The sequence below is a fragment of the Pseudomonas sp. 3JA genome (genome assembly GCF_036961705.1).
GTDB lineage: Bacteria > Pseudomonadota > Gammaproteobacteria > Pseudomonadales > Pseudomonadaceae > Aquipseudomonas > Aquipseudomonas fluorescens_Q.
In genome coordinates this window covers 122306-140809 of record NZ_JBAMDJ010000010.1, presented here as the reverse complement: position 1 = coordinate 140809, position 18504 = coordinate 122306, and the positions used below count along the sequence as shown (strand labels likewise).

18 protein-coding genes are annotated in these 18504 nt (G+C 61.2%); 10 read left to right on the top strand and 8 right to left on the bottom strand.

The window, feature by feature from the left end; genetic code table 11:
- Positions 1-236: 236 nt before the first annotated feature.
- From V7773_RS10625 to V7773_RS10610, 4 genes are read right to left on the bottom strand one after another with little or no spacing between them, the layout of a single operon-like run.
- Positions 237-1277, bottom strand: coding sequence for an AbrB family transcriptional regulator (locus V7773_RS10625; protein ID WP_092148627.1), 1041 nt, complete (start codon positions 1275-1277; stop codon positions 237-239).
- Positions 1270-2784 carry a tripartite tricarboxylate transporter permease gene (locus tag V7773_RS10620; RefSeq protein WP_336073318.1) on the bottom strand — a complete coding sequence of 505 codons (1515 nt, stop codon included), beginning with the start codon at positions 2782-2784 and terminating at the stop codon, positions 1270-1272. The genes V7773_RS10625 and V7773_RS10620 overlap by 8 nt, the downstream gene beginning before the upstream one ends.
- 1 nt (position 2785) lies before the next feature.
- Complete coding sequence (locus V7773_RS10615; protein WP_063322539.1) at positions 2786-3247, bottom strand: tripartite tricarboxylate transporter TctB family protein; 462 nt, start codon at positions 3245-3247, stop codon at positions 2786-2788.
- 54 nt (positions 3248-3301) lie between these two features.
- Positions 3302-4294: a Bug family tripartite tricarboxylate transporter substrate binding protein gene (locus V7773_RS10610; RefSeq protein ID WP_014337021.1), complete on the bottom strand. Its 993-nt coding sequence runs from the start codon at positions 4292-4294 to the stop codon at positions 3302-3304.
- A 426-nt stretch (positions 4295-4720) separates the two neighbouring features.
- On the opposite strand from V7773_RS10610, the gene V7773_RS10605 reads away from it, so the two are divergent.
- On the top strand, positions 4721-5392 hold the full coding sequence (locus tag V7773_RS10605; RefSeq protein ID WP_063322537.1) for a response regulator: 672 nt from the start codon (positions 4721-4723) through the stop codon (positions 5390-5392).
- Complete coding sequence (locus V7773_RS10600; RefSeq protein ID WP_336073317.1) at positions 5385-6770, top strand: sensor histidine kinase; 1386 nt, start codon at positions 5385-5387, stop codon at positions 6768-6770. The genes V7773_RS10605 and V7773_RS10600 overlap by 8 nt, the downstream gene beginning before the upstream one ends.
- 137 nt (positions 6771-6907) lie before the next feature.
- Here the strand turns inward: V7773_RS10600 and V7773_RS10595 are convergent, their stop codons facing one another.
- A complete protein-coding gene (locus V7773_RS10595) occupies positions 6908-7729 on the bottom strand; it encodes an HDOD domain-containing protein (RefSeq protein ID WP_092148617.1) in 822 nt (273 codons plus the stop codon).
- Positions 7730-7764: 35 nt separating this feature from the next.
- Positions 7765-8706 (bottom strand): CAF17-like 4Fe-4S cluster assembly/insertion protein YgfZ, encoded by a 942-nt coding sequence (ygfZ, locus tag V7773_RS10590; protein ID WP_092148614.1) that lies wholly within the window; start codon positions 8704-8706, stop codon positions 7765-7767.
- A 149-nt stretch (positions 8707-8855) separates the two neighbouring features.
- Here ygfZ and V7773_RS10585 point away from each other — a divergent pair, with 149 nt between their 5' ends.
- Positions 8856-9110 carry an FAD assembly factor SdhE gene (locus tag V7773_RS10585; RefSeq protein ID WP_003184348.1) on the top strand — a complete coding sequence of 85 codons (255 nt, stop codon included), beginning with the start codon at positions 8856-8858 and terminating at the stop codon, positions 9108-9110.
- A complete protein-coding gene (locus V7773_RS10580; protein ID WP_336073315.1) occupies positions 9094-9546 on the top strand; it encodes a protein YgfX in 453 nt (150 codons plus the stop codon). Before V7773_RS10585 ends, V7773_RS10580 begins: the two co-directional genes overlap by 17 nt.
- Here V7773_RS10580 and nadB read toward each other — a convergent pair.
- Positions 9515-11131 carry an L-aspartate oxidase gene (gene nadB / locus V7773_RS10575; RefSeq protein ID WP_336073314.1) on the bottom strand — a complete coding sequence of 539 codons (1617 nt, stop codon included), beginning with the start codon at positions 11129-11131 and terminating at the stop codon, positions 9515-9517. The two genes, V7773_RS10580 and nadB, sit on opposite strands and share 32 nt — an antisense overlap.
- Positions 11132-11690: 559 nt before the next feature.
- On the opposite strand from nadB, the gene rpoE reads away from it, so the two are divergent.
- From rpoE to V7773_RS10555, 4 genes are all read left to right on the top strand, one after another.
- A complete protein-coding gene (rpoE, locus tag V7773_RS10570; RefSeq protein WP_003172477.1) occupies positions 11691-12272 on the top strand; it encodes an RNA polymerase sigma factor RpoE in 582 nt (193 codons plus the stop codon).
- A gap of 31 nt (positions 12273-12303) precedes the next feature.
- The gene (locus V7773_RS10565; RefSeq protein ID WP_336073313.1) at positions 12304-12891 is read left to right on the top strand and encodes a sigma-E factor negative regulatory protein; all 588 of its coding nucleotides are present in this window, start codon (positions 12304-12306) and stop codon (positions 12889-12891) included.
- Positions 12892-12903: 12 nt separating this feature from the next.
- Positions 12904-13851: a MucB/RseB C-terminal domain-containing protein gene (locus V7773_RS10560; RefSeq protein WP_336073312.1), complete on the top strand. Its 948-nt coding sequence runs from the start codon at positions 12904-12906 to the stop codon at positions 13849-13851.
- A 234-nt stretch (positions 13852-14085) separates the two neighbouring features.
- Positions 14086-15516, top strand: a complete 1431-nt coding sequence (locus V7773_RS10555) for a DegQ family serine endoprotease (RefSeq protein WP_336073310.1) — start codon at positions 14086-14088, stop codon at positions 15514-15516.
- Between the two features lie 61 nt (positions 15517-15577).
- Here the strand turns inward: V7773_RS10555 and V7773_RS10550 are convergent, their stop codons facing one another.
- Positions 15578-17011, bottom strand: coding sequence for a M48 family metalloprotease (locus V7773_RS10550; RefSeq protein ID WP_063322529.1), 1434 nt, complete (start codon positions 17009-17011; stop codon positions 15578-15580).
- A gap of 98 nt (positions 17012-17109) precedes the next feature.
- Here V7773_RS10550 and V7773_RS10545 point away from each other — a divergent pair, with 98 nt between their 5' ends.
- Positions 17110-17349 (top strand): sulfurtransferase TusA family protein, encoded by a 240-nt coding sequence (locus V7773_RS10545; protein ID WP_053120054.1) that lies wholly within the window; start codon positions 17110-17112, stop codon positions 17347-17349.
- Between the two features lie 29 nt (positions 17350-17378).
- Positions 17379-18449, top strand: a complete 1071-nt coding sequence (locus V7773_RS10540; RefSeq protein WP_063322528.1) for an AI-2E family transporter — start codon at positions 17379-17381, stop codon at positions 18447-18449.
- Positions 18450-18504: the final 55 nt, after the last annotated feature.

Sequence of the window (18504 nt, the reverse complement as noted above, 5' to 3'; positions counted from 1 at the left end):
GGGCTTCATCGCGAGCCCAAACCACCCACAACCCGTGGCGAGGGAGCTTGCTCCCGCTCGGCTGCGCAGCAGTCGCAAAATCGGATCATGCGGTCCGGCTGAAAAAATGCAGAGGCCTGCTTCGCAGGCCAGCGGGAGCAAGCTCGCTCGCCACATTGGGTTTGTGTGGAGCCGAAATTGGAGCTCGACCGAAGTCCCTGTGGGAGTGAGCTTGCTCGCGATGAAGGCAACTTGGTCTACAAGTCCGAACCCGGCTTGCGCATCCAATACCTGAACAACGGCTCCGCCAGAAACAACACAAACAGCAATCGCATCACCTGCAACGCTGTCACCAATGGCACTGACAGTTGCAATGTTTCCGCCGTCAGGCTCATTTCCGCGATGCCGCCGGGCATCATACCGAGTGTCAGTGAACGCAGATCCAGATGGGTCAAGGTGCTCAAGCCTAGGGCTGCAAGCGTGGCGATCAGCATCGTCAACACCGTGCCGATCAGGGTACGCCCCATGAACGACGGCGCCCGACGAAAGAACTGCCGGTTGAAATGACAACCCAATCCGCTGCCGATCAACCACTGGCCGACCTGGCTGGCGCCGTTGGGCAGGCCGATGTGCAGGTCCCAACCGACGCTCACCGCCGCACTTACCAGCAAGGGTCCGAACAACCAGGGGTTGGGTTGGCGCAATCGCTCCCAGACCCAGGCGAGCAGGGCGCCCGCCGGGAACAGGATCGCCAGCCACAGCCAGTCCACCGTCGTGGCGTGTTGCACCGGCGAGCCTTCGCCCAACAGGTACTTGAAGGCTGCCGGCACGCACAGCACTACCACCAGCACCCGCAGGCTCTGGCCTGCTGCAACACGACTAAGGTCCGCGCCGTTGCGGGCGCCGAGGTTGACCATTTCGCCGGAACCGCCCGGCATGCTCGAGAAGAACGCGGTGGCGCGCTCCTCGCCAGTGCGACGCATGAGCCAGACACTCACCACGCTGGACACGCTGGTGATCAGCGCGCCGAAGAAGATCAGGCCGAAGTGGCTTAGCACCTGCTCCATCACCACAGGCGTGAAGTGCAGGCCGATACCGATGCCCACCACCCATTGGCCGCACTTACGGCCGCCGGGGATTTCCATCAGTTGCCACGGCGTAAGACAGCGCACCAGGATGATCGCCAGCAACGAGCCGACCATCCAGGGCAAAGGCCAGCCGATCAGGCTGGCCAGGTAACCGCCGGCCAGGCCGACCAGCGGTGTTCCCCACCATTGTCTGAATATCGCCTCAGACATTGGCCAGGGCGCGACGTTGAGCGGCGCGGCGACGCCAGATTCGCAGCAATGGCATGAACAGCATGATCGCTGTCAGGATCCAGCAGCCGAACGTGATCGGGCTCGACCAGAGGATCTCCAGTGCACCGTTGGAAATCGACAGCGCACGCCGCAGGTTCTGCTCCATCAGGCCACCGAGGATGAAGCCCAGCAGCACTGGCGACAGCGGGAAGTCCAGCTTGCGCAGGATATAGCCGAAGATGCCGATACCGATCATCAGGAACAGGTCGAACGTGGTGGCATGCACCGCATAGACACCGATCCCGGTGATGATCGCGATGACCGGAACCAGCGCCCAGTTCGGCACCGCCAGGATCCGGGTGAAGATGCGGATCATCGGGATGTTGAGGATCACCAGCATGACGTTGGCGATGAACAACGACGCGATCAGGCCCCAGACGATGTCCGGCTGTTGCTGGAACAGCAGTGGACCGGGCGTGATGTTGTACAGCGACAGCGCGCCGATCATCACCGCGGTGGTGCCCGAGCCGGGAACACCGAGGGTCAGCATTGGCACCAGCGCACCGCAGGCCGCGCCACCGATGGCTGTTTCCGGGGCGGCGAGGCCGCGCTTGTCGCCCTGGCCGAACGTGCCACCGGCGCCGGCAATGCGTTTTTCCGTCATGTAGGCCACGGCACTGGCCAGGGTCGCACCAGCACCCGGCAGCACGCCCATGATGAAACCGAGCACGCCGCAGCGCAGGTTCACAGTGAAGACCGACGCGGCTTCCTTGAAGTTGAACATCATTCGCCCGGTAGCTTTCACTGCCTCCTGGCCGCGATGGGTTTTTTCCAGCAGCAACAGGATTTCGCTGATGGAGAACAGGCCCAGCACCAGCACGACGAACTGGATGCCGTCGGTCAAGTGGATGTTGTCGCCGGTGAAGCGGTATACGCCGCTGTTGGCATCGATCCCGACACTGGACAGGAACAGGCCGATCAGCGCCGCGATGAAGGTCTTGAGCGGTCGGTCGCCGGCCATGCCGCCGAGGCAGACAATGGCGAACACCATCAGGACGAAATATTCCGCCGGCCCGAAGGCAATCGCCCATTTGGCCAGCAACGGTGCGAACAACACCATGCCGCAGGTGGCGATGAACGCGCCGATGAATGAACTCCACGCCGACAGCGACAACGCCACGCCGGCCAGGCCTTGGCGGGCCATTGGATAGCCATCGAGGGTGGTCATCACGGTGGAAGCTTCACCCGGGATGTTGAGCAGGATCGAGCTGATACGTCCGCCGTATTCGCAACCCAGGTACACCGCGGCCAGCAGGATCAGCGCCGATTCCGGCGGCAGCCCCAAGGCAAAGGCAATCGGGATCAGCAGCGCCACGCCGTTGATCGGGCCCAGGCCCGGCAGCAGGCCGACCACGGTGCCGATCAGGGTGCCGGTCAGTGCTGTGACGAGGTTGTAGGGGGTCAGTGCAACGCCAAAACCCTGGCCGAGATAATTCAGGGTATCCATATCAATTCTCCAGGACGTCGAGCAGGCCCAGGGGCAGCGGCACGTCCATCAGCTTGTCGAACAACAGGTAAAGACCGATGGCCATCAGGCTGATGATCACCACGCTGGGCACCCAGCGACCGCCGTAAAGGCGCGCCATCGGCACGCCGATCAGGATGCTGGCAAGAATGAAGCCCAAGGGTTCGAAGGTGCCGGCGAAGACCAGCAGCAGCACCACGCAGATACCGATTTTCTGCAACGTTTCGCGGTCCAGGTGCGGGTCTTCGTCGCTGTGCACGATGGGCGTCGGGCGAAACAGCATGTACAGCAATGCCAGCCCCATCAGCCCGAGCATCAGCAAGGGAAAGGCGCGCGGGCCGACCGGTTCGTAGGAAAAAGCCGCTTGATAGGGCCAGGCCATCAGTGCCAGGCCGATACAGGCCAGTAGCAGCACCGCGGCAAAAATACGTTGGATGGTGAGCATGACTAACTCCTGGGCGGCGCCGGGGATGCCAGCACCGCCACGCGACAGAGACGGTTACTGGATCAGGCCGAACTCTTTGGCCAGCACCTTGTAATCAGCCACTTGCTTCTTCACGTAGGTGTCCAGCTCCGGGCCGGTCATGGCAAACGGGAACAGCTCACGCTGGTCACGCAGCTTGGCGAACTCTTCGGAGGCCAGCAGCTTGTCGAACGCGTCCTTCCACCAGGCGTAGTCTTCGTCGCTGACTTTTGGCCCGAGGTAGAAGCCACGAACCACCGGCCAGACAATGTCGTAGCCTTGTTCTTTTGCGGTTGGAATGTCTTTCATCTCCGGCTCGTCGATACGCTTCTCGGCAAACACGGCCAGCAGGCGCATGTCGCCGCTCTGGATGTGAGGCATGGAGTCGGAAATGTCGGTACTGCCGACCTGGATGTGGCCGCCCAGCAGCGCGGTGGCGATCTCACCGCCGCCTTCGAGGGCCACGTAACGCAGGTCGCGCGGGTTGATGCCGGCGGCCTTGGCGATCAGGGCGGTCTGCATCCAGTCCTGGCTGCCGACGGTGCCGCCAGAGCCGATGACCACGGAGCCCGGGTCTTTCTTCAGGGCCTGTACCAGATCGTCGAGGTTCTTGTAGGGGGAATCGCTTTTCACGGCGATGGCGCCATAGCTGGTGCCGACGGCGGCCAGCCAGCGCACGGCGCTTTCATCGAAACGACCGAACTTGCCCTGGGCCAGGTTCAGCAACGAGCCGCTGGACCAGGCCACCAGCGTGCCGGCGTCGGCCGGACGCTGAGCGACGACTGCGTTGTAGGCCACTGCGCCGACGCCGCCCGGCATGTAGGTGACGCGCATCGGTTTGGTCAGCAGTTTTTGATTGACCAGCGCGCTTTGCGCCAGTTTGCAGGTCAGGTCAAAACCGCCGCCGGGAGAGGCTGGGGCGATGCATTCGGGGCGCTTGGGCTCCTTGGATGGATCAGCGGCCAGCAACTGCCCGGCGAACATCAGGCATCCGGCGGCCAGGGCTACTTTACGCAGGGAAAGGTTCATTGTTGTCTCCACAGGATTGTTGTTATGCGTGGTGAAAATGTGTCGTTGACGGATCCCGCCCAGGTCATCGCCGACGGGGCGCGCAGGTCATTACCGGGATTGGATGCAGGGCGACACCGCCCAAGGCGGTCTGGTTGAAGCGAGAAGGGCGAGCAGGCGCTGGGGCCTGTAGCTGCATGGACAGCATGGTGAATACTCCGCTTTTATTCTTCTTATTCAGGACGAAAATGCTTCGTGGCATTTTTCATTCGCGATCGGGCGCCGCGACGGTCAGTCGAAACTATCCGTAAAGGGACTCTAACGGCCCAACCTTTCGCTAACCTTTCAAAAGCTTTCAGCGTGTTTTTTGGCTTCACACTGGCGGATGCGGCTGTAAACTCCGCGCCAAAGAATGGCGTCGGCCATCCCTGAATCGAGGAATAACCCATGCGTGTTCTGCTCGTCGAAGACCATCTGCAGCTCGCCGAAAGCGTTGCCCAAGCGCTCAAGAGTGCCGGTTTGACCGTGGACGTGCTGCACGACGGCGTCGCGGCCGACCTGGCCTTGAGCAGCGAGGAATACGCCGTGGCGGTCCTGGATGTCGGGCTGCCGCGCATGGACGGCTTCGAGGTGTTGGCGCGTCTGCGGGCCCGTGGCAAGACCTTGCCGGTACTGATGCTGACCGCTCGCAGCGACGTCAAGGACCGCGTCCATGGCCTGAACCTCGGCGCCGACGATTACCTGGCCAAGCCATTCGAGCTCACTGAGCTGGAGGCCCGGGTCAAGGCACTGTTGCGCCGCAGCGTACTGGGCGGCGAGCGCCAGCAGCGCTGTGGCGGGCTGGTCTATGACCTGGACACCCGCCGGTTTACCCTCGACGATGAACTGTTGACGCTGACCTCCCGTGAGCAAGCCGTGCTGGAGGCGTTGATCGCCCGGCCGGGGCGGGTGATGAGCAAGGAGCAACTGGCGGCTCAGGTGTTCGGCCTGGACGAAGAGGCCAGCCCCGACGCCATCGAAATCTACGTCCATCGCCTACGCAAGAAACTCGATGGTCATGCGGTGGCGATCGTGACGTTCCGCGGCCTGGGCTACCTGCTGGAAAATCGCAATGCATAAGCCCGACAGCCTGCGCTGGCGGCTGCTTCGCAACCTCGCGCTGCTGCTGGTGGTATTGATGCTCGCCAGCGGCTTGAGCGCCTATTGGAACGGTCGCGAGGCTGCCGACACCGCCTACGATCGGACCCTGCTGGCTTCGGCCAGGACCATCGCAGCGGGCCTTTCGGCGCGTGACGGCAGCCTCAGTGCGGATGTGCCCTACGTGGCCCTGGATACTTTCGCCTACGACAGCGCCGGACGCATTTATTACCAGGTCAATGACATCGACAAGAAGCTGATTTCCGGCTATGAAAACCTCCCCGGTCCGCCGCCCGGCACGCCGCGCACGGACGATTACCCAGCCCTGGCGCGCTTTTACAACGCTCGCTATCAGGGCCAGAACGTGCGGGTGGTGAGCCTGCTCAAGGCCGTGAGCGAGCCGAACATGAACGGCATGGCGGAAATTCGTGTAGCGGAGACTGAAGAGGCGCGGGTCAGCATGGCCCGCGGGCTGATGGCCGACACGCTGTTGCGCCTGGGCATGCTGGCCGTGGGCGCGTTGCTGTTGGTGTGGTTTGCAGTCAGCGCGGCATTGCGCCCGCTGGAACGCTTGCGCACGGCGGTGGAAGAGCGCCAGCCGGATGACCTGCGGCCATTGCCCCTGGTGGAAGTGCAGCATGAACTCTGGCCGTTGGTGCGCGCCCTCAACCATTTCACCGAGCGTCTGCGCGGGCAATTCGAACGCCAGGCGCAATTCATTGCCGATGCCGCCCATGAATTGCGCACGCCCCTGGCTGCACTCAAGGCCCGCCTTGAGCTGGGCTTGCGAGCCAGCGAACCGGCGACCTGGCGTGAGACCCTGGAAACTGCGGCCCAGGGTACTGACCGGCTAACCCACCTGGCTAACCAATTGCTGTCCTTGGCGCGTGTGGAAAACGGCGCCCGGGCCATTGCCGAGGGCGGCGCGCAACTGCTTGATCTCAGCCAGTTGGCTCGTGAGTTGGGCATGGCCATGGCCCCGCTGGCCCATGCCCGAGGGGTGGCGCTGGCCCTGGAAGCCGACGAGCCTGTGTGGTTGCGGGGCGAGCCGACCTTGTTGAACGAGTTGTTGAGCAACCTGGTGGACAACGCCCTGGCCCATACCCCATCGGGCGGCAATGTAATCCTGCGGGTTTCTGCGCCGGCCGTGCTGGAGGTCGAGGACGATGGCCCCGGCATTCCGCTGCACGAGCGGGATCGGGTGTTCGAGCGCTTCTATCGACGCAACCAGCAAGTGGCCGGCTCCGGCCTGGGGTTGGCGATCGTGGGTGAAATCTGCCGTGCCCACTTGGCGCAGATTACCTTGCATGATGGGCTTGAGCGGGGGTTGAAGGTGCGGGTGAGTTTTATCCCAGGGTAGGGGCGAGCGACGCAGATCCCCGTGGCGAGGGAGCTTGCTCCCGCTGGACCGCGAAGCGGTCCCATAAGCCTTGCGCCTGCTGCGCAGTCGAACGGGAGCAAGCTCCCTCGCCACAGAAAACCAGGTTTACATTTCGCTTAATAAAACATCGACCGCGCTTCTTCGATATCCACGCAGCGGGCCTTGTTGTCCGGGTCGATCCCCAGTTTCTTGAAAGCCGGGACTGAAAACACATCAATTCGGCTGAGCGGGTGATCGGTGTCCTTGTAGCAATACAGCGCCGCGACCTGCACCAGGTCGACATAATCGATTTGCTTGGAATCCCGGGTGAAATCCAGATACAGCCCCGGCAGCTTCACCAACCGCTCCGGAAACTCCCAGACGCTAAGTAGTTTGTCCCCCAGTACCGGGTGAATCGTTTCGATGACGTGGTTGAGGCTGACCGGGTCCGACAGCAATTCATTGTTGTCTTGCGCATACGTCAGGATCGGCAACACGCCGATCTGGTGCACCAGCCCACCCAACGCGGCCTGGTCGGGCTTGAGTTGGGTGTAACCGCGACACAGCGCATAGCTGACGCCGGCGATCTCCAGGCTCTTGCGCCAGACCTCGCGCATCTTCAGTTCCACCACCTCGGAGCGGGCGTGGAAAATTTGCTCCATGACCAGGCCGATGGCCAGGTTGCTGCTGTAGTTGACGCCCAATCGAGTGATGGCCGTGTGCAGGTCGGTGACTTCCTGGGTGGCGCGCAGCAGTGGGCTGTTGACCACCTTTATCAGGCGTGCCGAGAGGGCCGTATCGCGGCCGATCACTTTGCTCAGGTTGCTGACGCTGATTTCCGGGTCTTCGGCGGCCCGGCGAATCTGCAGGGCCACTTCCGGTAATGTCGGCAGAACCAAGTCATCGTTATCGATGGCTTGCACCAAATCCCGTTGGACCTTATCCGCCAAATCGCTCATTTCGGTTCTCTAGGGTATTGCGGCAAATGCTGCGATCAGCGCTGGATTTCGCGGTCGCGATCCAGTTCGTAAGGCAGGTCCAACAGTTGAAGGCGTGGGCCTTCCAAGGCACCGAGGTGCAGATTGTCATCTTCTGCTGCTTCGGCCTGCAATACTGCCAGCAGTTCAATATTTCCTTCGCCGCGGGCGGCAATCACCACTTCGCCGATGGAACTGCCATGCGTGGGGGAGAACAGCGCTGTGCCGGGCTCCGGTAGTTCGCTGGCGTCCAGTTGCAGGCGATACAGGCGTCGCTTGAGCTTGCCCAGGTATTGCATGCGGGCGACGATTTCCTGGCCGGTGTAGCAGCCTTTCTTGAAACTCACGCCGCCGACGGCTTGCAGGTTGAGCATCTGTGGGATGAACAGTTCGCGGGTGGCCGGCATGACCTGGCCGATTCCTGCGCGGATCTGGCCCAGCAGCCAGGGGTTCAGGTCCGCTTCGGCCAGTTCTGCGCCCAGGCGGGTTCGCAGCGTCTGTGCCTGTTCGGCAGGGGCCCACAATTCGGCGCGACCGGGAGATACGCGGATGGCGATCAAGGCTTCATGGCGAGCCACGCTGTCGGTGTCGCTCGGCAGTTCGAGGCCCAGGTCGGTCAGCGCCTTGTCGGCGTTTTCCAGGCCGAAGCGAACCCAGGCCGCGCTTTCATCGGTGAGCTTGGACTTGGAGAACACGGCATATTTTTTCAAGTCGGCCAGTTGCGGTTCGAGCAACTCGGTGGCCATGGCCATTAATACACCGTCACCTTCAAGCAGAATGCGGAAACTCGATTGCATCCGGCCTTTCTGGGTGCAGCGGGCGCCGAGGCTGGCTCGTCTGTCGCTCAAGTAGTCGAGGTTGCAGGTCAATTGGCCTTGCAGGAATTTGCTGGCATCCACGCCGCGGACCGCGAGGACGCCTTCGTGGGACAGGGTGCAGAAAAAAGCGGAATCAGCCATGGGTCATCGCAGGATAAAAGGTCTGGTAGACATCATAAGGGGGCGCCCTTGAAATGGGTAGTTCACAAAGGATCGGTGGTGCCCGACCAAAGCTGTCTGTTCCACTGCGGCGGGGCCTGTATACTTGCGCTCTATTTGAGGAGCGCTCCATGGTCGAAGATGTTGAACTGAATCGCCTCTACTGGCACAGCCGCCGCGGCATGCTTGAGCTGGACGTGTTGCTGGTGCCATTCGTCAAAGAGGTTTATCCCCATCTCAATGAAGTGGACCGCGCGTGCTATGTCCGCCTGCTCGAATGTGAGGATCAGGACATGTTCGGCTGGTTCATGGAGCGCAGTGAATCCGAAGACCCTGAGTTGCAGCGCATGGTCCGGATGATTCTGGACCGTGTCCAGCCCAAGTAATCGCTTCGAATGCCGCTGGCAGGCCTCCGGGCAACTGCTGGCGGCTTATCTGCTGGCCCAGGTGTTCGCCCTGGGTTCGTTGTGCCTGTTGTCCGTCCCATCCTGGTTCGCAGCGCTTGGCATTATATTGTGTCTGGCCCATGGTGCCTGGGTGATCCCCCGATATGTCGTGCTGACCCATCGCCGGGCTTTCTGCGGGTTGCGTCGTAATGCCGCTGGCTGGCAACTCTGGAGCCGGGCCGATGGGTGGCGGGCTGTGCAACTGCGCCCCGATAGCCTGGCGCTGCCGATGATCGTCGTGCTGCGTTTTCGCGTGCAGGGTGAACGGCGGGTCCGGTCGGTGTGTGTGCCGCGCGACGCGCTGGCGCCGGATGTTCATCGGCGCCTGCGGGTGCAGCTCAGGTTCAGTCGGCGTAGGTGGGCGGCACCAGGATAGTGTCCAGTGCCTCGGGCAGCAGGTTCGGGTAGTCGAGGGTGTAATGCAGTCCCCGGCTTTCCTTGCGTTCCATGGCCGAGCGAATCATCAGTTCGGCCACCTGGGCCAGGTTGCGCAGTTCGATCAGGTCGCGACTGACTTTATAGTTGCTGTAGAACTCGTCGATTTCATCCAGCAGCAAGCGCACCCGATGTTGTGCTCGTTGCAGGCGCTTGTTGGTGCGCACGATGCCCACGTAGTCCCACATGAATCGCCGTAGTTCGTCCCAGTTGTGCGCGATGATCACGTCTTCATCCGAATCGGTGACCTGGCTGGCGTCCCACGAGGGCAGGGCGGCTGGAACGGCAATCTGCGGCAATTGCGCCAGGATGTCTGCCGCCGCCGAGCGGGCGTAGACGAAGCATTCCAGCAGCGAGTTGCTGGCCATGCGGTTGGCGCCGTGCAGGCCGGTGAAGCTGGTTTCGCCAATGGCATACAGGCCAGGCACGTCGGTGCGGCCCTGTTGGTCGACCATCACGCCACCGCAGGTGTAATGCGCTGCCGGCACCACCGGAATCGGCTGCTTGGTGATGTCGATGGAGAACTCCAGGCAGCGTTCGTACACCGTCGGGAAGTGGCTCTTGATGAACGCTTCGGGCTTGTGGCTGATGTCCAGGTAAACGCAATCGATACCCAGGCGCTTCATTTCGTGGTCGATGGCCCGGGCGACGATGTCGCGCGGCGCCAGTTCGGCGCGCGGATCGAAGCGTTGCATGAAGCGTTCGCCGTTGGGCAGTTTCAGGTGGGCCCCTTCGCCACGCAGGGCTTCGGTGATCAGGAAACTCTTGGCCAGCGGGTGATAGAGGCAGGTGGGGTGAAACTGGTTGAACTCCAGGTTCGCCACCCGGCAACCCGAACGCCAGGCCATGGCAATGCCATCGCCGCAGGCGCCGTCGGGGTTGCTGGTATAAAGGTAGACTTTCGCTGCGCCGCCGGACGCCAGGATGACGAAGCGAGCGCCGTAGGTATCGACTTCACCGGTGCCGCGATTGAGCACGTAGGCACCGAGGCAGCGATCGCCGTCCAGGCCCAGGCGTTTTTCGGTGATCAGGTCGACCGCGACGCGCTGTTCCAGCAACTCGATGTTCGGCCGCCGTCGCGCCTGGGCGAGCAGGGTCTTGAAGATCGCTGCACCGGTGGCGTCGGCCGCATGGATGATGCGTCGATGGCTGTGACCGCCTTCGCGCGTCAAGTGGAACTCGAAACCGCCGTCTTCGGTGCCCGATTGTTCGTCACGGGTAAACGGTACGCCTTGGTCGATCAGCCACTGGATGGCTTCCCTGCTGTGCTCCACGGTGAAACGCACCGCCTGTGGATTGCAAAGGCCACCGCCGGCGTTGAGGGTGTCGTCGACATGGGACTCAATGGTGTCGGTATCGTCCAGTACGGCGGCGACGCCGCCCTGGGCCCAGAAGGTCGAACCGTTGGCCAGGTCGCCCTTGCTCAGTACTGCAATGCGCAAATGCGCAGGCAAAGTCAGTGCAAGGCTCAATCCGGCGGCTCCGCTGCCGATTACCAGAACATCGTGTTGAAACTGTTGGCTCATTCGAATGGTTTCCGCTCAAGGCGACCCGGGTCGGGGTTGGCGCAAGACACCGCTTCAACGGGTCAGGCAGCCACGCAGCCCACTAGTATATAGAGGGGGGGATCGGCACAATAGCCGGGCATTCATGGCAATGTGAAACCAGCGTGACGGAAAAACGACACGCTTCGTCGGATTGCCGGTTTGGGTGCAACGTCGATAAGGCCGCCGTTTCGAGGACAGAACGCTGTTTATCTCGTCACGGTTGCCTGATATTCAGTGTACAGCGCTATAGATAGCGGGAACTTTTGCCAAGCGCCTACGTTCAATAGACGGTTGTCTGCAAAAGGGAGCAGCGTCGGGTTGGTGCAAGATTTCGATTGGAATCTCTGCCGTCAGGCCCGGTGACAGATTATTCGCGCAGCTGGGGAATCTCCTGCTGCGTTTTTCGTGCGTGCCGAGATCAGAGCGCGCCGGAAACTTGCTTGGAAGGGGGAGAACTTTTGCGAAAAGCCCGAGTCTATGTTTGCAAGCCCGGTCAATTAGTAATGCAAGCCTCCTTCGAGCTTATCGAGGAGTGTTCATGCTAACCCAGGAAGAGGATCAGCAGCTGGTCGAGCGCGTCCAACGCGGCGACAAGCGAGCTTTCGATCTGCTAGTGCTTAAATACCAGCACAAAATTCTCGGGTTGATCGTGCGTTTCGTGCACGACACCCATGAAGCGCAAGATGTCGCTCAGGAAGCCTTCATCAAGGCCTACCGCGCACTTGGTAATTTTCGCGGGGACAGCGCGTTTTATACGTGGCTTTACCGCATCGCCATCAACACGGCGAAAAACTATCTGGTTTCACGCGGCCGCCGGCCGCCGGATAGCGATGTAAGTTCTGAGGATGCCGAGTTCTATGATGGCGATCATGGCCTCAAGGATCTCGAGTCACCAGAACGTGCGTTGCTGCGGGATGAGATCGAAGGCACCGTCCATCGAACCATCCAGCAATTGCCCGAAGATTTGCGTACGGCTTTAACTTTACGCGAGTTCGACGGTCTGAGTTACGAAGACATTGCGAGCGTCATGCAATGTCCTGTAGGCACCGTGCGCTCCCGGATCTTCCGCGCCCGGGAGGCCATTGATAAAGCCCTGCAACCTTTGTTGCAGGAAAACTAGAGACAGCGGCGACAGCCAAGAGAGGAACGCCATGAGTCGTGAAGCCCAGCAGGAATCGCTGTCCGCAGTGATGGATAACGAAGCGGACGAACTGGAATTGCGTCGGGTATTGAATGCCTTCGACGATGTTGAAACCCGTGAGACCTGGGCTCGTTACCAGATCGCCCGGGCCGTGATGCACAAGGATTTGTTGCTTCCACGCCTGGACATCGCTGCGGCCGTTTCCGCTGCATTGGCTGACGAAGCCGTACCGGCTAAAGCCTCTCGCGGACCATGGCGCAGCCTGGGTCGCCTGGCAGTCGCCGCTTCGGTCACCGTGGCCGTACTGGCCGGTGTGCGCCTGTACAACCAGGATGAGATTGCCGGCGTGCAGATGGCGCAGCAATCCAACCAGCCTGGCCTGGCCGCTCCACAGGTCAAGGGCCCAGCGGTACTGGCCGGTTACAGCGAAGGCTCGGAAACCGCAGGCCCAATGGTCAATGGTGTTCTGCAAGGCCAACCTGGCTGGCATGATCAGCGTCTGCCCAACTACCTGCGTCAGCATGCTCAGCAAGCTGCCCTGAAAGGTACTGAAAGCGCACTGCCTTACGCCCGTGCAGCCAGCATGGAAAATCGTTAATAAGGAAAACCATTGCGCGCCATACCTCTATTCACGCTTCTGCTTGGTGGCTGGTGTGCGATTCCAGCCCATGCCGATGAGGCTCAGGATTGGTTGAATCGCCTGAGTCAAGCCGAGCAGCAGCAGAGCTTCCAGGGCACTTTCGTTTACGAGCGCAACGGTAGTTTTTCTACCCATAACATCTGGCATCGCGTCCAGGATGGCAAAGTCCGCGAGCGGTTACTCCAGCTCGACGGCTCGGCACAGGAAGTCCTGCGCATTGATGGGCATACTCAATGCGTCAGTGGCTCCTTGATCGCGGGGCTGGGCAATACGCCTGACGGCACCTCACGTGCGCTCGATCCGCAAAAACTCAAGAATTGGTATGACCTGGCCGTCATTGGCAAGTCGCGCGTGGCCGGGCGTCAAGCGGTCATTGTGGCGATGACGCCAAAGGACCAGCATCGCTATGGTTTCGAGCTGCACCTGGATAAAGAGACCGGCTTGCCGCTCAAGTCCCTGTTGCTCAATGACAAGGGCCAGTTGCTCGAACGTTTCCAGTTCACCCGCTTGAATGTCGCCGCGCCGACAGACGGTGATCTGCAAGCCAGCGCCGAATGCAAGGCTGTCACGCAGGATTCCGCCAAGGTCGTCGCGGTGAAAGCCGCCTGGCACTCGGACTGGCTTCCGCCTGGGTTCGAGCTGTCCAGCAGTGCCGTGCGCAAGGACCCGGACACTCAGGCTCAGGTCAACAGCTTGATGTACGACGATGGCCTGGCGCGCTTCTCGGTGTTCCTGGAGCCGTTGAACGGTGCCAACGCCACTGATACCCGTACTCAGCTCGGCCCGACGGCTGCCGTCTCCCGCAGGCTCACGACGCCCCAAGGCGAGATGATGGTCACGGTGGTCGGTGAGATTCCTATCGGTACGGCGGAACGGATTGCGCTTTCCATGCGCTCCGACGTCACGGCAACTCAATAGCCTACAGGTTGGATGGGTGGTTCGATTGTGCGAGAGGCTGATGATGCCAGGGCTTGATCGAAATGCCGAAACTTCCTGTCAGTATTTTCATTTGCAAAAATCCAGCTTTTTTTCTATAGGTCAGAGCCGCTCGGCCCTGGCCTTGTCTGTTTCCGGAACAAAAATACCGGCGTATCTTTTCCTGGTATTCCTTGCTCCATATCGCTTAACCATGCTCGTCGTAACGGGAGCCGTATGTCGATACCACGCTTGAAAACCTATCTCTCTATCCTTGCCACCGTGCTTGTGCTCGGCCAGGCCGTTCCTGCCGTGGCGGTCGAGTTGCCCGACTTTACGCAATTGGTCGAGCAGGCGTCGCCCGCCGTAGTGAACATCAGCACGACCCAGAAACTGCCGGATCGCCGCGTGTCGGACCAGCAAATGCCGGACCTTGAAGGTTTGCCGCCGATGCTGCGTGAGTTCTTCGAACGCGGCATGCCGCAACAACCCCGTTCGCCTGGCGGTGGTCGCCAGCGCGAAGCGCAATCCCTGGGGTCGGGTTTCATTATTTCGTCTGATGGCTACATCCTGACCAACAACCATGTGATCGCCGATGCCGACGAAATCCTGGTACGCCTGGCCGATCGCAGTGAGCTCAAGGCCAAGCTGATCGGCACCGATCCGCGTTCCGACGTGGCGCTGTTGAAAATCGAAGGCAAGGATCTGCCCGTGCTCAAGCTGGGCAAATCCCAGGACCTGAAAGCCGGCCAATGGGTCGTGGCCATTGGTTCGCCGTTCGGCTTCGACCACACCGTGACCCAGGGTATTGTCAGCGCCATCGGTCGCAGCCTGCCGAACGAAAACTACGTGCCCTTCATCCAGACCGACGTACCGATCAACCCAGGTAACTCCGGTGGCCCGCTGTTCAACCTCGCGGGTGAAGTCGTCGGCATCAACTCCCAGATCTATACCCGTTCGGGTGGTTTCATGGGCGTGTCCTTCGCGATTCCGATCGACGTTGCCATGGACGTGTCCAATCAACTGAAAAACGAAGGCAAGGTGAGCCGCGGCTGGTTGGGCGTGGTCATTCAGGAAGTGAACAAGGACCTGGCCGAGTCGTTCGGGCTGGAAAAGCCGGCCGGTGCGCTGGTGGCGCAGATCCAGGAAGGTGGCCCGGCTGCCAAGGGCGGCCTGCAAGTGGGTGACGTGATCCTGAGCATGAATGGTCAGCCGATCGTCATGTCCGCCGACCTGCCGCACTTGGTAGGTGCCCTCAAGGCCGGTGCCAAGGCCAATCTGGAAGTGATTCGTGAAGGCAAGCGCAAGAACGTCGAATTGACCGTCGGCGCCATTCCTGAAGAAGGCAAGGAGTTGGATTCGCTGCCCAAGTCTGGCGTCGAGCGCAGCAGCAACCGTCTGGGCGTGGCTGTGGCCGAGCTGACCGAAGAGCAGAAGCGCACCCTGGAGCTTCAGGGCGGTGTGGTGATCAAGGAGGTGCAGGATGGTCCTGCCGCCCTGATCGGCCTTCAGCCGGGCGATATCATTACGCACCTGAACAACCAGGCCATCGGTTCCGCCAAGGAGTTCACCGACATCGCCAAGGCGTTGCCGAAGAATCGTTCGGTCTCGATGCGGGTCCTGCGCCAGGGACGCGCGAGCTTCATTACCTTCAAGCTGGCCGAATGACCGGTTAGCGGCCCAAAAAAACCGCCTCGATAGAGGCGGTTTTTTATTGTCTGGCAAATGCTCAGCCCATCATGTCCTTGACCATGCGTTCCTGCTCCATGAGTTCCCGCTGCCGGGCATCGATGCGTGACGACAGGGGGAAATTGGTGCCGGCGCGCCGTTTGGCGAAGTCCAACTGCTGAATGGCCTGACGGTAGTCGCCCACCAGCGCGAAGTACTCGGCACGGGCCTGATGCAGGCCGATAATATTGCCCGACAGCCCGCGGGTCTCGGCCACCATGTACCAGACATCCGGATCGTCCGGACGGGTCTTGAGCAAGTTCTCCAGGGCCTTCTCGGCGTCGGCGGGGCGGTTCTGCTTGAGCAGCAGGTCGACGCGCACCTGGTTGAGCGGATAGTTGCCCGGGTATTGGCCCAGCATCCGGTCGACGCGGGATTGAGCGTCGGCCAGTTTGTTGCTGGTGATGTCCAAGTCCACCTGGGCGAGGTTGTAGATGATCTCGTTGGGCGATTTGGCCAGCAACGGCTTGAGGTTCTCCCGTGCTTCATTCAACTGGCCACCCTTGATCTGCGCGATCGCCAGGCCATAGCGCGCCACGTCGTTCTTCGGGTTCTCATCCAGCTGCGCCCGGAAGCGCTTGGCGCCCAGGCCCGGGGTTTCTTCATAGATCAACTGGACCCGTGCGCGAATCAGTTGGTAGCGCACACTGTCCTCGATACCGCCCGGCTTGGCCTGTTCGGCGCGGTTGCGGGTGTCGGCGATCCGGGATTCGGTCACCGGGTGAGTCAGCAGGAATTCCGGGGGCCTGGCGTCGAACCGGTACTGGCGCATCAGGCGCTCGAACATGGTCGGCATGGACCGCGGATCGTAGCCGGCCTTTTCCAGGTTCTGGATACCGATGCGGTCGGCTTCCTGTTCGTTCTGGCGCGAGAAACGCCGTTGTTCCTGGATGGCCGCGGCCTGGGTCCCGGCGATGGCCGCGATCCCGGCGTCACCGCCACCGGCGGCGGCAATCACGATGCCGGCCAGCAGTGCGGCCATCATTGGCACTTGCATGCGCTGCTGGGCTTCGACGCCGCGGGCGAAGTGGCGTTGTGACAAGTGCGCCAGTTCGTGGGCCATGACCGAGGCGTATTCGCCTTCGGTCTGTGCATTGAGGAACAGGCCGCCGTTGACCCCGACGATTCCGCCAGGTGCGGCGAAGGCGTTGAGCTGCGGGCTGTTGATCAGGATGAACTCCAGGCGTCGGTCGTTGACCTGGCTGGTTTCCACCAGTTTATAGACGCTGGATTCGACGTAGTCCTTGAGCTGTGGATCGTTGAGCTGTGAAACCTGGCTGCGTAGCAGGGCCAGCCAGGCGCGGCCCAGTTGGTGCTCCTGTTCTGGCGAGACGATGGCAGAACTGGCATCGCCAAGTGACGGCAGGTCGTCGGCGAAGCCCGGTGAGGCAAGCAGGCAAGCGAGCGTCAGCAGGGTGGGGCGCAGAAATGTCATGCACGAAGCCTTAGTCGACAAAGACCTTACTGTAGCCGGACACCGGGCCCGGGACCAGATATTCTAGGCCGCTCAACGATCTGCCGCGGAGTGAACCCATGACCGATGCTGTAGCCCACGATGCCGAACTGGACGCCAGCGGCCTGAACTGTCCGTTGCCATTACTCAAGGCCAAGTTGGAACTCAATCGCCTGGCCAGCGGCAGTGTGCTCAAGGTGATCGCCACGGATGCGGGCTCGCAACGTGATTTTCGCACCTTCGCCCGATTGGCCGGTCACACGCTGCTGCGTGAAGAAGACGAAAACGGCGTCTACCGTTACTGGCTGAAAAAGGCCTGAAAACCCACAGCGTCTCTTAAGGATTTTTAATGTTCAAAGTGTTACGCGACTGGATCCAGCGCTACTTCTCCGATGAAGAAGCTGTGGTCCTGGCGGTGCTGCTGTTCCTGGCCTTTGCCGCCGTGCTCACCCTGGGCGGCATGCTCGCGCCGGTGCTGGCGGGGATGGTGCTGGCGTACCTGATGCAAGGGTTGGTCACGACTTTGGAGCGCTTGCGGTTGCCGGGTGCGGTGGCGGTGGGCTTGGTGTTCGCCCTGTTCATGGGCTTGTTGTTGGTGTTCATAATCGTGATCGTGCCGCTGCTCTGGCATCAGTTGGTGACGCTCTTCAACGAGTTGCCGGGGATGCTTGCCAAATGGCAGTCCGTGCTGTTGCTGTTGCCCGAGCGTTATCCGCATCTGGTGTCCGACGAGCAGGTGTTGCAAGCCATTGAAGTCGTGCGCGGCCAGATCGGCAAGTTCGGCCAATGGGCGCTGACGTTTTCGCTGTCCAGCCTGCCGCTTCTGGTCAACATCATGATCTACCTGGTGCTGGTGCCGATCCTGGTGTTCTTCTTCCTCAAGGACCGGGAAATGATCGGTCGTTGGGTCCGAGGCTACCTGCCGCGTGAGCGGGCGCTGATTACCCGAGTGGCCCAGGAGATGAATCGGCAGATCGCCAATTACATTCGCGGAAAAGTCATCGAGATTTTCATCTGCGGCGGCGTGACCTATATCGGTTTCGTGACCATGGGGCTCAATTACGCCGCCCTGCTGGCGCTGCTGGTGGGCATTTCAGTGGTGGTGCCTTACGTCGGCACCGTGGTGGTGACCGTGCCGGTGGCCTTGATTGCGCTGTTCCAGTGGGGCTGGAGCGATCAGTTCATCTACCTGATGGCGGTCTACGGGATTATCCAGACGCTAGACGGCAACGTGCTGGTCCCGCTGCTGTTCTCCGAGGCGGTGAACCTGCACCCGGTGGCGATCATCTGTGCGGTGCTGTTGTTTGGCGGGCTGTGGGGGTTCTGGGGTGTGTTCTTCGCGATCCCCCTGGCGACCCTGTTCAAGGCGGTGCTGGATGCGTGGCCGAGCAAGGAGCCGGTTGTCGCGCCGTTGTTGTAGCTGATCCATCGGTTGGGGCTGATGGCCTCATCGCGAGCAAGCTCGCTCCCACACT

What these genes read in the sequence shown, in the direction of transcription:
- V7773_RS10625 (WP_092148627.1), bottom strand. Translation starts at nt 1,277, where the DNA reads ATGTCTGAGGCGATATTCAGACAATGGTGGGGAACACCGCTGGTCGGC.
- V7773_RS10620 (WP_336073318.1), bottom strand. Translation starts at nt 2,784, where the DNA reads ATGGATACCCTGAATTATCTCGGCCAGGGTTTTGGCGTTGCACTGACC.
- V7773_RS10615 (WP_063322539.1), bottom strand. Translation starts at nt 3,247, where the DNA reads ATGCTCACCATCCAACGTATTTTTGCCGCGGTGCTGCTACTGGCCTGT.
- V7773_RS10610 (WP_014337021.1), bottom strand. Translation starts at nt 4,294, where the DNA reads ATGAACCTTTCCCTGCGTAAAGTAGCCCTGGCCGCCGGATGCCTGATG.
- V7773_RS10605 (WP_063322537.1), top strand. Translation starts at nt 4,721, where the DNA reads ATGCGTGTTCTGCTCGTCGAAGACCATCTGCAGCTCGCCGAAAGCGTT.
- V7773_RS10600 (WP_336073317.1), top strand. Translation starts at nt 5,385, where the DNA reads ATGCATAAGCCCGACAGCCTGCGCTGGCGGCTGCTTCGCAACCTCGCG.
- V7773_RS10595 (WP_092148617.1), bottom strand. Translation starts at nt 7,729, where the DNA reads ATGAGCGATTTGGCGGATAAGGTCCAACGGGATTTGGTGCAAGCCATC.
- ygfZ (WP_092148614.1), bottom strand. Translation starts at nt 8,706, where the DNA reads ATGGCTGATTCCGCTTTTTTCTGCACCCTGTCCCACGAAGGCGTCCTC.
- V7773_RS10585 (WP_003184348.1), top strand. Translation starts at nt 8,856, where the DNA reads ATGGTCGAAGATGTTGAACTGAATCGCCTCTACTGGCACAGCCGCCGC.
- nadB (WP_336073314.1), bottom strand. Translation starts at nt 11,131, where the DNA reads ATGAGCCAACAGTTTCAACACGATGTTCTGGTAATCGGCAGCGGAGCC.
- rpoE (WP_003172477.1), top strand. Translation starts at nt 11,691, where the DNA reads ATGCTAACCCAGGAAGAGGATCAGCAGCTGGTCGAGCGCGTCCAACGC.
- V7773_RS10565 (WP_336073313.1), top strand. Translation starts at nt 12,304, where the DNA reads ATGAGTCGTGAAGCCCAGCAGGAATCGCTGTCCGCAGTGATGGATAAC.
- V7773_RS10555 (WP_336073310.1), top strand. Translation starts at nt 14,086, where the DNA reads ATGTCGATACCACGCTTGAAAACCTATCTCTCTATCCTTGCCACCGTG.
- V7773_RS10550 (WP_063322529.1), bottom strand. Translation starts at nt 17,011, where the DNA reads ATGACATTTCTGCGCCCCACCCTGCTGACGCTCGCTTGCCTGCTTGCC.
- V7773_RS10545 (WP_053120054.1), top strand. Translation starts at nt 17,110, where the DNA reads ATGACCGATGCTGTAGCCCACGATGCCGAACTGGACGCCAGCGGCCTG.
- V7773_RS10540 (WP_063322528.1), top strand. Translation starts at nt 17,379, where the DNA reads ATGTTCAAAGTGTTACGCGACTGGATCCAGCGCTACTTCTCCGATGAA.